At 63.2% G+C, this 12,261-nt stretch carries 13 protein-coding genes; 8 read left to right on the forward strand and 5 right to left on the reverse strand.

The genetic code is table 11. From position 1 onward, the window contains the following. The first annotated feature begins 23 nt into the window (after window positions 1-23). Entirely contained in the window at window positions 24-437 is a 414-nt protein-coding gene (locus IF809_RS10165) for a DUF3597 domain-containing protein (RefSeq protein WP_453978793.1), read from the forward strand. 54 nt (window positions 438-491) lie between these two features. Here IF809_RS10165 and IF809_RS10170 read toward each other — a convergent pair whose 3' ends face one another. Beyond that, complete coding sequence (locus IF809_RS10170; RefSeq protein ID WP_453978794.1) at window positions 492-767, reverse strand: GNAT family N-acetyltransferase; 276 nt, start codon at window positions 765-767, stop codon at window positions 492-494. A gap of 104 nt (window positions 768-871) precedes the next feature. Between IF809_RS10170 and IF809_RS10175 the strand changes: the two genes are divergently transcribed. Then, window positions 872-1,807, forward strand: a complete 936-nt coding sequence (locus tag IF809_RS10175; protein WP_462837492.1) for a tetratricopeptide repeat protein — start codon at window positions 872-874, stop codon at window positions 1,805-1,807. A gap of 106 nt (window positions 1,808-1,913) precedes the next feature. Here the strand turns inward: IF809_RS10175 and IF809_RS10180 are convergent, their stop codons facing one another. Both IF809_RS10180 and IF809_RS10185 read right to left on the reverse strand, forming a co-directional pair. Further along, window positions 1,914-2,429 carry a DUF3828 domain-containing protein gene (locus tag IF809_RS10180; RefSeq protein ID WP_462837493.1) on the reverse strand — a complete coding sequence of 172 codons (516 nt, stop codon included), beginning with the start codon at window positions 2,427-2,429 and terminating at the stop codon, window positions 1,914-1,916. 88 nt (window positions 2,430-2,517) lie between these two features. Further along, window positions 2,518-2,886, reverse strand: a complete 369-nt coding sequence (locus IF809_RS10185; RefSeq protein ID WP_453978797.1) for a hypothetical protein — start codon at window positions 2,884-2,886, stop codon at window positions 2,518-2,520. 94 nt (window positions 2,887-2,980) lie between these two features. On the opposite strand from IF809_RS10185, the gene IF809_RS10190 reads away from it, so the two are divergent. The 4 genes from IF809_RS10190 (at window position 2,981) to IF809_RS10205 (ending at window position 6,914) form a co-directional block, all read left to right on the forward strand. After that, window positions 2,981-3,481: a hypothetical protein gene (locus tag IF809_RS10190; RefSeq protein ID WP_462837494.1), complete on the forward strand. Its 501-nt coding sequence runs from the start codon at window positions 2,981-2,983 to the stop codon at window positions 3,479-3,481. A 105-nt stretch (window positions 3,482-3,586) separates the two neighbouring features. Beyond that, entirely contained in the window at window positions 3,587-5,194 is a 1,608-nt protein-coding gene (locus IF809_RS10195) for an acyl-CoA synthetase (protein WP_453978799.1), read from the forward strand. Between the two features lie 9 nt (window positions 5,195-5,203). Continuing rightward, window positions 5,204-6,064 carry a PCC domain-containing protein gene (locus IF809_RS10200; protein ID WP_462837495.1) on the forward strand — a complete coding sequence of 287 codons (861 nt, stop codon included), beginning with the start codon at window positions 5,204-5,206 and terminating at the stop codon, window positions 6,062-6,064. Window positions 6,065-6,125: 61 nt separating this feature from the next. Beyond that, the gene (locus tag IF809_RS10205; protein ID WP_462837496.1) at window positions 6,126-6,914 is read left to right on the forward strand and encodes an AAA family ATPase; all 789 of its coding nucleotides are present in this window, start codon (window positions 6,126-6,128) and stop codon (window positions 6,912-6,914) included. Window positions 6,915-7,074: 160 nt separating this feature from the next. On the opposite strand, the gene IF809_RS10210 is transcribed toward IF809_RS10205, so the two are convergent. Continuing rightward, window positions 7,075-9,141, reverse strand: coding sequence for a DUF1217 domain-containing protein (locus tag IF809_RS10210; RefSeq protein ID WP_462837572.1), 2,067 nt, complete (start codon window positions 9,139-9,141; stop codon window positions 7,075-7,077). 968 nt (window positions 9,142-10,109) lie between these two features. Here IF809_RS10210 and IF809_RS10215 point away from each other — a divergent pair. Beyond that, window positions 10,110-10,676 (forward strand): SRPBCC family protein, encoded by a 567-nt coding sequence (locus IF809_RS10215; protein WP_462837497.1) that lies wholly within the window; start codon window positions 10,110-10,112, stop codon window positions 10,674-10,676. A gap of 2 nt (window positions 10,677-10,678) precedes the next feature. Further along, entirely contained in the window at window positions 10,679-11,629 is a 951-nt protein-coding gene (locus IF809_RS10220; protein ID WP_462837498.1) for a YVTN family beta-propeller repeat protein, read from the forward strand. A 52-nt stretch (window positions 11,630-11,681) separates the two neighbouring features. On the opposite strand, the gene IF809_RS10225 is transcribed toward IF809_RS10220, so the two are convergent. Then, window positions 11,682-12,245: a hemerythrin domain-containing protein gene (locus tag IF809_RS10225; protein WP_453978803.1), complete on the reverse strand. Its 564-nt coding sequence runs from the start codon at window positions 12,243-12,245 to the stop codon at window positions 11,682-11,684. Window positions 12,246-12,261: the final 16 nt, after the last annotated feature.

A 12,261-nucleotide genomic window follows, 5' to 3' on the forward strand; every position in this document is an offset into this window, starting at 1 on the left:
GGGATCCTTTTCGGGGAGCAGACATGAGCATTTTCGGGAAAATCATGGGCGCGATCTTCGGCAGCCATCCGGCTTCCGCTGCGCCCGCCGGCGGCACGCCCGCGGGCAGCGCACCTGCAGGGACCGCACCGAGCGGATCGGCGCCTGCATCCGCGCCGGCGACCGCACCTGCGGCAACGGTGGACGTCGCCGCGATCGTCGACAAGGCGGCCGCCGCGCATAAGGGCGAGAAGCTGGAATGGCGCACCTCGATCGTCGACCTCATGAAGGCGCTCGACGTCGATTCGAGCCTCGCGGCGCGCAAAGACCTGGCCAAGGAGCTCGGCTACACCGGCGACATGAACGATTCTGCCAGCATGAATGTCTGGCTGCACAAGCAGGTGATGTCCAAGCTCGCTGCCAATGGCGGCAAGCTGCCGCCGGAAATCAAGCACTGACCGACGCGCGTCGATCGATGCGAAGGGCCCGCGACGTCGCGGGCCCTTTTGCATTCAGGCGCGGAGATCCGCATCCTCCGGATGCCCGTCCAGATAGTCGACGACGAAACCGCAGCCCGCGATCACCTTCCTGCCGTCGCGGCGGATGATCTCGAGCGCGCCCTTGATCAACTCGGACGCAATGCCGCGGCCGCGCAGCGCAGGCGGCGTCTCGGTGTGGGTGATGATGACAGCCGACGGCGTCAGCCGGTAATTGGCGAAGGCCACCTCGTTGCCGACATCGAGCTCAAAGCGGCTCCTGTCCTTGTTGTCGCGTACCGATGCCGCCATGCCTGATCCTTCCGCAGCTATGTTTATCGTCTGATCTAGGTGCCTGAACCGGGGCTTGCCAAGGCACGACCAAGGAAGGTTGCCGCAGGGGAGATATCTGCAAAATGCGTGTCCCGCTCAGTCTCATGGCCTTGCTCGCCGTGCTCGCTGCGACAGCGCCGGTCCCGGTCGCGGCCGAGGGCGGTCCGGCTTGGGACGTTTGCGCGGCGCCAACCAGCACGCCGGACGAGCGGGTGAAGGCCTGCTCGACCGTGATCGACACCAAAAGCGAGATCGGGGGGAGGCTTGCCGGCGCCTATTGCGCCCGCGGTCATGGCTTCACCGAGAAGCGCGAGCTCGATGCGGCGTTGTCCGATCTCGATGAGGCGATCAAGCTCGACCCGACCTATGCCTGCCCGTTCAACAATCGCGGCCGCGTCTACAGCTTCAAGCGCGACTATGATCGCGCCATCGCCGAGTACGACCAGGCCATCAAGCTCGATCCGTCGCTGACGATGGCCTATAGCAACCGCGGGGAGTCCCGTTACAGCAAGGGCGATCTCGACGGTGCCATTGCCGATTTCAATGCGGCGATCAAGCGCGATCCCACCTATGCCATGGCCTATGCCAATCGCGGCTACGTCTACGCCCGCAAGCACGACACGGCGCATGCGCTTGCCGATTACACGATGCGGATCAAGCTCGCCCCCGATCTGATCGCCTATATCGACCGCGGCAATGTGTATCGCGACAGCGAGCAGCTCGACCGCGCTGCCGCCGACTACGGCGAGGCGATACGCATCGCGCCAACTGACGCGCGCGGCTGGCGCAATCGCGGCATGATTCGGCTTTACCTCGGCGACTACAAGGGCGGCCTTGCCGATTACGACAAGGCGCTGCAATACGATCCCGCCGACGTATTCTCCTGGAATAACCGCGGGCAAGCCAAGATGCGGCTTGGCGACTTCAAGGGCGCGATCGCCGATTTCCGGAAGGCGCTGGAACTGAACCCCGGCTTGCAGACGGCACAGGAGGCACTGAGGAAGCTCGGTGCGCTGTGACGGCCTGCGCCGGTTATGTCTTCACCAGCTCCCGATCGTCCGGATGTTTCTCGATCCACACCTTGCGGGATCAGCTTGTTGATGATTTCGCTCATGAAGTCTCCGGTCAGCTTTTCAGCGCGTCCGTCAGCATCTTGCGGATCGACCAGGCTTCACCGTCGGAGGAGCCCTTGATGTCGTCGATCTTCCAGTTGCCGGCCTCGCGCACGAAGTCGTAGCGCACGATCTGGTCGGCGGGTTTACGCTCGTTGCGATGGCCCGTGATGGTCACGGCGAGCGTGGCCTGGTCGGTCTCCGTTTTCTCCGCGTCAACCTTGAACGACTTCACGTCGGGTTCCTGCGAATTGGTGACGGGATCGAAATCGACCGGTCCGACATCGCCCTTCGGCGTATGCGCATCCGCCCTGGCCCACAGCGCAATTAGCGCCTTGGAGAAATACTTTGCTTTCGCCGCCTTGTTCTGGGTGACGAAGGTAGCGCCGCCATCGCCCTTGCCCTTGGCTGCGCGGGTGTAGATTGCGGTGAGGATTGCGACGGGATCGTTGCCGGCGGGCGCTTGGGAGAAGGCGGGTGTAGCGGCCGCGAACAGAGAGGCGGCAACGAGGCTGCGACGGGAGAGCATGGATTATCCCTGAGATGAGGCGCGACGAGGGCCGGAATGGTCGATGTCAGCGCTGCATCTCAGTAGACCGGCGTAACGGCCATTCGGTTCAATCGGCCGCCTTGGCGAGCCGCGAATCTTCCGCCTGTTGTTTCGGCCGGAGGCAACCCTTGCAGATGACCAGCGAGCGATTGACCTTGGCGTCCTGCTCGGCCTCGATGCCGTCCTGGGCCTGCCACCATTCCTTCGAATAGGGCTGGAGCCCGGCCTGAGCCTTGGCGCGCTCGGAGTTGATAGCCGTGCGTGTTGCTTGCGACTGCTGGGCGGCGCGCGGATGGTTGGGATCCTCGCCTCCTGCCCCATCCCAGGCGTAACGCGCGGGCCTGAAGGCGGGATCCGAGGCCAGATGAGCTTGCGGCGCCATGGCACATCCGGCGAGCGCCAGCGATAACAGGAAGACGGCGGGCGCTTTGACCATGATGCGGCACTCTGTACACGAGAACTGATTCAGGTTGCGCCGATCATGTTTAAATTTCCCTGAACGGTTGGGGCGGCGTCGGCGACAAACGCGCATGCGCTATCTGATCTTCCTGCTCGCCTTGCTCGCCATCGCTGCCGCGCGCGCCGACGATGTGAAACCGTTCAATCCCGCCGATTATCCGCCAGGCGTGCAGAAGGCGCTGCGCTACGCTAATGAGGAGTGCGGGAGCCAGGGCGGCGGCGAGGTCGCGTTCGCACCGGATACGGTGCGCAGGGTCGATCTCACAGGCGACGGGCGTGATGATTACATCGTCGATTTCCGCGACACCAAATGCGGCGGGCGCGAGGGCACCTATTGCGGAACCGGCGGTTGCCTGCTCGACATCCTGGTGACTCGACCCGATGGCAGCGTGCGTCCGGTGTTTGACGGTTATGTCCGCGACTACACCATCCTCGCTGCGCCGGTGAAACGCGGCGCCGCGCGCACCATCCGCTTCGATCTGCACGGCAGCTTCTGCGGCGGCTTTCGCGCGCAGGCCTGCGTCAGGGAGACGGCGATCACGGCGAGGCCGTTCGAATTCAGCAAGCCGTAGGGCAGGGGTGCGGATCGTGACCTTGCGGCGGCGCCTTCGATGGCGATAAATGGGCTGCAATGAGCAGGCGGCTTGCGTGCCGTCCGCCGCCGAAGAGGAAGCCCGATGCAGCCGCTCCGTATGTCCCGCCGCGTCATGAATCTCGCTTACATGCTGACCCAGAATGCGCGCAGGCATGGAGCGCGCCCAGGTTTCGTCTGGGGTGACAAATCCTGGACCTGGCGCCAGATCGATGCGCAGGTTTCGGCGCTCGCCGCAGCGCTCGCCGCGCGCGGCATCGTCAAGGGCGACCGTATCCTCGTCCATTCCAAGAACGGCGACGAGATGTTCATCTCGATGTTCGCCGCGTTCCGGCTCGGCGCGGTCTGGGTCCCCACCAATTTCCGCCTCATGCCGGACGAGGTGGCTTATCTGGCGCAGGCTTCGGGCGCGAAGGCATTTCTCTGTCACGTGGATTTTCCTGAGCACGCTGCGGCCGTGAACGGCGGCCCCCTGGAGTTCACCTGGAGCATCGCCGGCAAGGGCACGTTTGGCGAGCGCTCGGTGGCCGATGCGATCGCCTCGCAGGCAGGGCAGGTGGTCCAGAACGCCGCGGTCGAGCATGATGATCCCTGCTGGTTCTTCTTCACCTCCGGCACCACGGGCCGTTCCAAAGCCGCAGTGCTGACGCATGGACAAATGGGCTTTGTCGTTACCAACCATCTCGCCGATCTCACGCCGGGCGTGACGGAAGCCGATGCGTCGCTGGTGGTGGCGCCGCTGTCGCACGGCGCCGGGGTGCATCAGCTGGTGCAGACCGCGCGGGGCGTCTGCACCGTGCTGCTGCCGACCGAGAGATTCGATATCGACGAGGCGTTCCGGCTGATCGAAAAGCATCGCGTCGGCAATCTCTTCACGGTGCCGACGATTTTGAAGATGATGGTCGAACATCCCGCGGCCGACAAATACGATCATTCCTCGCTGCGTCACGTCATCTATGCCGGCGCGCCGATGTATCGCGAAGATCAGAAGGCCGCGCTGAGGAAGCTCGGCAAGGTCATCGTGCAGTATTTTGGCCTCGGCGAGGTCACCGGCAACATCACGGTGCTGCCGGCGGCGCTGCATGATCCCGAGGACGGGCCTCATGCCAAAATCGGCACCTGCGGGTTCGAGCGCACCGGCATGCAGGTCTCGATCCAGGACGACGAGGGGCGAGAGCTCGGCGCGAACCAGAGCGGCGAGATCTGCGTGATCGGGCCTGCGGTGCTGGCCGGCTACTACGACAATCCGGAAGCCAATGCGAAGGCGTTCCGCAATGGCTGGTTTCGCACCGGCGATCTCGGTCATATGGACGAGGAGGGGTTCGTCTACATCACCGGACGCGCGTCCGACATGTACATCTCCGGCGGCTCCAACATCTACCCGCGCGAGATCGAGGAGAAGATCCTGACGCATCCTTCGGTCGGCGAGGTCGCCGTGCTGGGCGTGCCCGACGCGACCTGGGGCGAGGTCGGCATTGCGGTCTGCGTCGCCCGCGAGGGCGCCAAGCCGGTCAGCGAAGCGGAGATGGCGGCATTCCTGTCGCCGAAGGTGCCGCGCTACAAGATGCCGAAGCGGTTCTTCTTCTGGGAGGCGCTGCCGAAATCCGGCTACGGCAAGGTCCCCAAGCGCATGGTACGTGACGAGCTCGAGGCGCGCGGACTGCTCGAACTGGACAAGAAGCAGGCGGGCTGAGCGCGGGGCATGCGAACGATCAAGCAGCCGGGGGCTCCTGTCACGGAACGGATTCAATCGGTGGAGGCGAGGGGGCGCGCGTTTTCGTTCACGCTTGAAGCCGGCCTGCCGCTGCTCGAAGCCGCGCGCCGCGGTTTCGCGGCGGAAGGGTTTGCGGGTGGCGTGCTGAACTTCGGCCGCGGCGCGCTCGGGCCGTTCGGCTATGTCATGCCGGCGCTGTCGAAGACCGGCGATAACGCCGCGTTCTACAGCGAAACCTATCGGCCCGCGGGCGTGACACGCACCAGGCTCGGCAGCATGACGCTGGGCACGCGCGACGGTGCGCCGTTCTTTCATTGCCACGGGCTGTGGACCGAGGCGGACGGCAAGGCGAGCGGCGGCCACATGCTGCCTGATGAGACAGACGTCGCCGAGCCTTTCGAGGTTCATGCCTTCGGCATCGATGGCGCGATGTTCACGGCGGAGCCAGATCCCGAGACCAATTTCAAGCTGTTTGGGCCGGTAGCGGCCGCGAGCAGCGGCGCGCGCACGACCAGCCGCGCCTATGCGCTGCGGCTGCGGCCCAATCAGGACTTTGCTGGTTGCCTCGAAGCCTTCTGCCTCGCGCAGGGCATTGCGCGCGCAAGAATCCACGGCGGCGTTGGCTCGACCATCGGCGCGCGCTTCACGCATGGCGGCGTGACCGAGCCGTTCGCCACCGAGCTTGCGATCACCGCCGGGCTGATCGCGCCTGACACATCCGGCGCGCTGGAAGCTGCGCTCGACGTCGCCCTGATCGACTACAACGGTGGCATCGCCGAGGGCCGACTGATCCGCGGTGACAATCCCGTCCTGATGACCATGGAGCTGGTGCTGGAGCCCTTGGAGTAGCCTCGCCCTGCTCGGACGGCGCAACAAACCTCTTTGCAATTTCATTGTTCCTGTTATGCGAGTGGGACGCGCGGAGGCCGGCAATGGCGCGACGGGCTATCGGACGATCAAACTGCCTGCGCCGTATCTGAGGCGGGTCTGGCTCGACCCGTCGCATATCCATGATCGCGAGGCCTATCCGTTCTGCCTGCCGATCTTCCCGGATGAGTTCGAGCTGAATTTCGAGGCCGCCATCACGGTCATCGTTGGAGAGAACGGCACGGGGAAATCGACGATCCTCGAGGGCATCGCGGCGCTCGCCGGTTATGACGATGCCGGCGGGGGCAAGGGATACATGCCGGTCGATCACTCCGAGGCACGCGAGAGAATGGGCGGACAGCTCTCCAAGGCACTCCGCTCGAGCTGGCTGCCGAAGATCACCAATGGCTGGTTCTTTCGGGCCGAGAGCTTCTTCTCGGTCGCGCGGTATCTCGACAAGGCCGCGCGTGATGCCGGCCAGGCCGGGCCCGATTTTCTGTCGCACTCCCACGGCGAAGGCTTCCTGCGCTTTTTCGAGGAGCGTTGCCAGCGTCAGGGCATCTTCATCTTCGACGAGCCGGAATCGGCGCTGTCACCGGCGCGCCAGATCGAGTTCTTGAAGCTGCTGCGCCGCATGGAAGACTCCCGCATCTGCCAGGTGATCATGGCGACCCATTCGCCGATGCTGATGGCCTATCCCAATGCGCAACTGCTGCGGCTCGGCAAATACGGTCTCGAGCCGACGACGGTCGAGCAGACTGATCATTACCGGCTGATGCGGGAATTCTGCGCAGATCCGCGCGGTTTCGTGGAAGCGACCCTTGCAGAGTGAGCAGGGGGCGCAATCGCTCCATTCGTCATTGCGAGCGTAACGAAGCAATCCAGAATCTTTCCACGGGGACAGTCTGGATTGCTTCGCTACGCTGGCAATGACGGCTTGAAGGTATCTGCCTTCTCCTTCGATTGGGGTTTGAAACAGCGGATGCGGGGGGTCACCACGGGTTGGCCTTCATTTTTGCCATGGCGAGGTATGTCGATTCACTGAAGCCTGAGGTCCCCGAACTCGATCCCTGAAACAGATCGAGCACCGGCGAATAGGTCTGGCTGGCGTTCTTCGCGTCGTACATGGCGGAGAAACGGCTCAGCAGCTTTGCCACCTTCGCCGGATCGGAGAGGTCCTTGATGTTGAGATATTTCTCCACGATCTTGGCCTGCTGATCGATCTGCATCGAGGCCATTTGATCGGGCAGATCGAAGGTGGTGCGAAATACCTCCGACAGAGCCTTGTCGGCGAGGATGTCGAAGGCGGACGTGACGTGTCCTGCCATGCGCTGGAAATACAGCGCCAAACGTACGCCGGGATTGGTGTCCCCTTGCTGCTGCTCCAGGCTTTGCTGGAGATAGTCGTTTCGGGTTGCGAGGAATTGATCGCGCTTTTGCGGGCCCATCATCGCAAGACGCGCGACCTTGCCCTTGCTGTCGAAATTGAACGACGCCGCGATCTCGGCAAAGCGAGGGTCGCTCTCGGTGTTTGCGAAGCTCTTGGGATCGTTCAGATCCGAGGCGAAGATCTTCTTCAGATAGGCGGTGCTCACTTTTGCGGGATCCAATCCCTTGGCGACCAGAATGAAGTCGACCATCTTCCTGTTCGCGAGCAGGTCGGAAACGCTCTTGATGTCGCCGACCGCCCGTTGATAGTCGGTCGCGTCCTTCTGGGCTTGAGCCTTGACTTTCGCCTGGTCCTGCTTGCTTGCAGCTTTCAATTTCGCGATGATGTAGTTCTTCGCGGTATCGAGGATTTCAGGCGGATCCTGGGCTGCCAGCGGCGTCGTCAGATTGCCTTTGGCGTCGAAGTTGAAGGCCTGCGCGAGCTTGACGTATCGGTCGTCCTTCAGCGTATAGACGTAGCTCTTGGGATCGCTGAGATCGCTCTCGAGAACGGCCTTTACCGTGGACTGCGAGACTTGTGCAGGGTCGAGACCGAGCGCCGCCAGCGCGAAGTTATACGCTGACGCGTTGGACATGAGCGCCTGGAGCGAAGTGACCTGCGGGATGGCTTTTCTGAACTGCCCGATGACCAGGGCTTCCTGCAACGGGCTTGCCGCCGCATAGACAGCCGACTTGCTGTCGTCGAAACTCTGGTTCGTGATGGCGAGGTTCGTGGCGGTCTGCGCAGGTGTCCCTGGCGGCAGCGATCCGTCGGCCGAAAATTCGTACGCGGTGGCGAGATTCATGAACCGGTTGGTCGCCACGATGGTGTCGTTGGTGGTGGACATGCTGCTTACGGCGGATTGCAGGCGATATCGTTCGACCAGTATCTGGACATTCAATTGATCGACGTTGGCGCCGGGTTGCGACAGTTGAGCCGTGTAGTCGGTAATCTTCGAACTGGCGTCAGTCGCGTCCGATTTGGCCTGGGCAAGCTGGGCGTTCAGGCCATCCAGCTTTGACGCAAAGGTGACATTCACATAGCTGTTCGGGTCGGACGGGTCGCTGCACAAGACCTGCTTGATCGTGTCGCGCGACCATTTGCTTTGATCGATCCCGAACGCCGAGGCGATATAGTTGCGGAGACGATCGTCGTTGAAGAGCTGGTCGGCGCTGGTCACGTTGCCGATCGCGGCATTGTAGTATTTCGTGTCGGCGGCCACCGCATCGACGTTGCTCTTCATGGCTGCCGTGTAGAGCCCGATCATGTCGTCGGTCTGGTTGTTCGACTGCGCAACCTTCATGCCGCCGCCGAAGGAAAACGCCGCGGCAAAATCGCGGTAGCGCTTGTCGATCAGCGTATTGGCGAAGCTCTTGGGGTCGGTGAGGTCGCTCTGCAGCACCTTCTTCATGAAAGCCTTGGCGTAGGCCATGTCTTCGAGGCCGTAGGCCTTCGTGACGTAGTGATACAGGCGATAGTCGTTCATCAGGTCGTCGACGGAGTGCACCTTGCCGATATTGGCTTTGTAATAGGCGGCTTCGCGCGAGACGTCCGATTGCTGCGCCACGCGCGTCAGGGACTGCGTGAGATTGCGCGCGATGTAGCTGTAGCTGAAATAGGTGGACACCATGGGAATACCTGACGCCTCGGCGGGGCTTGTCGAGAGGCTTGGACGTCCGTCAATCATTGCCGGATCGCAAGACAGAAGACTGGCCTCATGCCAGCAGGCAGAAACATTGTTTCTGATCATTACTGCGATTCCGAGCGGCAACCTCAGGTGCTTTTTGCGTCCAAGTGCCGCATTGGACGCATCTCTCCGGCAAGCCTCCCGCAAGCAAGGCGTGACAAGCTGTATCCTCGCTTTGGCATTGATATCGCGGACATGCTTCGCGTCCTCGCGGCACGTCGTGCCCGAGCTTTGCCGCAGTGTTCGCCCTCGAGAGTGCCGAGGGCGCAGGGAAGGCCGGGTGCCGACTGGAACCCGCGGTCCACTGTGCGAAGGTTGCGCTGCAATAGGCTGCACAGCGGCATACAGGTGAAGCCAAACATCCGGCCTTCCCTGCGCAATGGGTTGACGGCTTATGTCGCGCTCTCCCCGGGGAGCGATGCACTATTGCCCCCGTCGCCAAGCGGATGGCTGATGGGCGCGCCCGGTTGGGCAACGCGCATCACCGCAAGACTTGGACGCCGGACTTCGGGCACCAGGACCACGCGATTTTGCCGTACGCAGATCACACCGGTCGTTTGCGCGACGGCCCCGCTCACGGTTGCCCGCCCTGCAAGACCCTTCGCGCCGATGCGGCCCGCGTCCACCACGTCCCATCCCGCGTGTCGTGACGATCGCGATAGCGCCCCTCGGCCGGGTTGGGATTGCAGAAACATGCGACAATTCCGAATTCGTGTAAAGCGAATTATCTTTGTCGTGATGCGTTGACCCAGTTCTCGCGTGTTTTGCCCGCCGCCCAGCCAAGGGATGGTGCGGGGTGAAGGCTGCCGGCGCCACGGCAGCGCCACGAACCGGTCTCCTCACGGCCGAAAAATGCGTTACGATGCTTGCAGCGCGCATCAGTCGCGCAAGGTCAAAGGTGAGGAAACGGTATGCGGATGACGATCGGAAAGGCGATCGCCGGGGTGGCGGCGCTGTCGGTGGGGGGAATGGTTCTGACGACGGCGTTCGAGCCGGTTTGGGCCCATGGGCCAACCCGGCAGAAGGTGCGGGAATCCATCGAGATCAACGCGGCCCCCGCCAAGGTGTGGGCGGTGATCGGTAATTTCCAGGACATGAGCTGGCTGCCGCCGGTCACCAAGACCGAGGGCGAGAAGGGCAATGAGATCGGCGCCACGCGGAAGCTGACCCTCACGGGCGGCGCCACTGTCGACGAGGAGCTCTATAAGTTCGATGCCGCCGCCATGACCTATTCCTACCGGATCACCGCCGTCGATGTGAAGGTGCTGCCGGTCAACAACTACTCCTCGACACTGACGGTGACGCCGAGCGCCGACGGCAAGGGCGCCACGCTGGAGTGGGCCGGCGCGTTCTACCGCGGCTTTCCGAACAACGATCCGCCGCCGGAGTTGAATGACGAGGCCTCGGTCAAGGCGGTGAAGGGGCTCTACCAGACCGGCCTGCAAGCTCTGAAGAAGAAGATCGAGAGCGGAAGCTGAGGATGCGGGTCCTGGGATTGGTTCTGGTCCTGGCGGCGCTCGCCGCCAGCATCGCGAACGCCTCTGCCGAAGAGGCGTTCGTCACCAACCAGCTCAGCGACAATCTGATGGTCGTGGACCTTGCCACGTCGCGCAGCGTCGCGACCATCCCGATCGGCGGCAAGCCGGCCGGAATCGCGGTCACCGCAGACGGCCGCTTTGCGTACGTGACAAGCCCGGACGCCAAGGCCGTGACAGTGGTGGACGCGGCGACACGGCAGGTTGTGGGACGCATCGAGGTTGGGGGCGGCCCGCTTGGCATTGCCATGACGCCTGACGGCAAAACCGTCTATGTCGCCGATTGGTATGCGGCCGCGGTGCGGGTGATCGATGCGGCCTCGCGCAGTATCGCCGCCAGCATCACAGTCGGCGCCTCGCCCTCGGGGCTCGCGGTGACGCCTGACGGGAGGCTTCTGCTCTCGGCGGACCGCGACGACGACAGCGTTTCGGTGGTCGACACCGCGACCCGCGAGCGCAAGGCGGTCGTCAATGTCGGCACCCGGCCGTTCGGCGTCACCATCGATCACGAGGGGAAACGGGCCTACACCGCCAATGTCGGCTCCAATGACGTCTCCGTGATCGACATCGCGGAGGTACGCGAGGTCGGCCGCGTTCCGGTCGGGATGCGCCCCTATGCCGTGGCGCTTGCGCAAGGCCGCGGCTTCGTCACCGATCAGTATGGCGGCACCGTCAGCGTATTCGACGTTGCCACGCTGAAGCCGATGAAACGCATCAATGTCGGCGACTATCCGGAGGGCATCAATGCGACCGCCGACGGCCGGCGCATCGTCGTCGCCTGCTGGGAGAGCAACACGCTCGAAATCATCGACGCCGCCGAGCTGAGGGTCATCGGCAATGTCGAGACCGGCGACGGCCCGCGGGCGTTCGGCGCGTTTTTGCGAAAGACGAAGTAGGTTGCTTAAGGGGCTAGCCGAACGTGGAACCCACGTTACGGTCTCTCGATCGCTAATGCCGGGCCGCTTCCGCCTCCTGCTCCAAATTCAGGATATGGGCCCGCAGCGCGTCGAACCGCGTTTCCGTGGCATCGCTGAACAGCGGGTCCTTATGGGGAGACAAAGCGTCGGCGATTTCGGTCCAATCCCGAGGTTGCAAGGCATTTGCTGCGGCGGGGAAGAAATCGCGGTCCTCCATGGCGATGTGGCGCCGCTCATGCTCCAGGAAATCGCGGACGATCTTGTCCACGTCCTGGCGCAGCACCTCGCGGCCGGCAAGGACGCCGTCCACCGCCTGCGCCACCCGATGCAACCGCTCGGCGCCTTTCTTGTGGTCCTGTGCGAGATCGCCGACTTTTGCGGCGGCCTTGGGATCGCGAAGCCTGAGCTTGGCGAAGACGCGGTCTTCCTGGGGATGGTGGTACATCGCCGTATAGACTTCGAAATAGGCGATGATGGCGCGGATCACCTCGTAGTCGGGTCGGTCGGCGCGATCGAAGACCTCGAGTTCGTGTTCGAGGACCGCGAGCAATCGCTCGATGTTGCGGTGCTCCCGGTTAAGCAGCTCCATGATCATGGTCGTGATCCATACG

The sequence above is a fragment of the Bradyrhizobium sp. UFLA06-24 genome (genome assembly GCF_054967145.1).

Coding starts and splice junctions, on each gene's coding strand:
- IF809_RS10165 (WP_453978793.1), top strand. CDS start 24: ATGAGCATTTTCGGGAAAATCATGGGCGCGATCTTCGGCAGCCATCCG.
- IF809_RS10170 (WP_453978794.1), bottom strand. CDS start 767: ATGGCGGCATCGGTACGCGACAACAAGGACAGGAGCCGCTTTGAGCTC.
- IF809_RS10175 (WP_462837492.1), top strand. CDS start 872: ATGCGTGTCCCGCTCAGTCTCATGGCCTTGCTCGCCGTGCTCGCTGCG.
- IF809_RS10180 (WP_462837493.1), bottom strand. CDS start 2,429: ATGCTCTCCCGTCGCAGCCTCGTTGCCGCCTCTCTGTTCGCGGCCGCT.
- IF809_RS10185 (WP_453978797.1), bottom strand. CDS start 2,886: ATGGTCAAAGCGCCCGCCGTCTTCCTGTTATCGCTGGCGCTCGCCGGA.
- IF809_RS10190 (WP_462837494.1), top strand. CDS start 2,981: ATGCGCTATCTGATCTTCCTGCTCGCCTTGCTCGCCATCGCTGCCGCG.
- IF809_RS10195 (WP_453978799.1), top strand. CDS start 3,587: ATGCAGCCGCTCCGTATGTCCCGCCGCGTCATGAATCTCGCTTACATG.
- IF809_RS10200 (WP_462837495.1), top strand. CDS start 5,204: ATGCGAACGATCAAGCAGCCGGGGGCTCCTGTCACGGAACGGATTCAA.
- IF809_RS10210 (WP_462837572.1), bottom strand. CDS start 9,141: ATGGTGTCCACCTATTTCAGCTACAGCTACATCGCGCGCAATCTCACG.
- IF809_RS10215 (WP_462837497.1), top strand. CDS start 10,110: ATGCGGATGACGATCGGAAAGGCGATCGCCGGGGTGGCGGCGCTGTCG.
- IF809_RS10220 (WP_462837498.1), top strand. CDS start 10,679: ATGCGGGTCCTGGGATTGGTTCTGGTCCTGGCGGCGCTCGCCGCCAGC.
- IF809_RS10225 (WP_453978803.1), bottom strand. CDS start 12,245: ATGATCATGGAGCTGCTTAACCGGGAGCACCGCAACATCGAGCGATTG.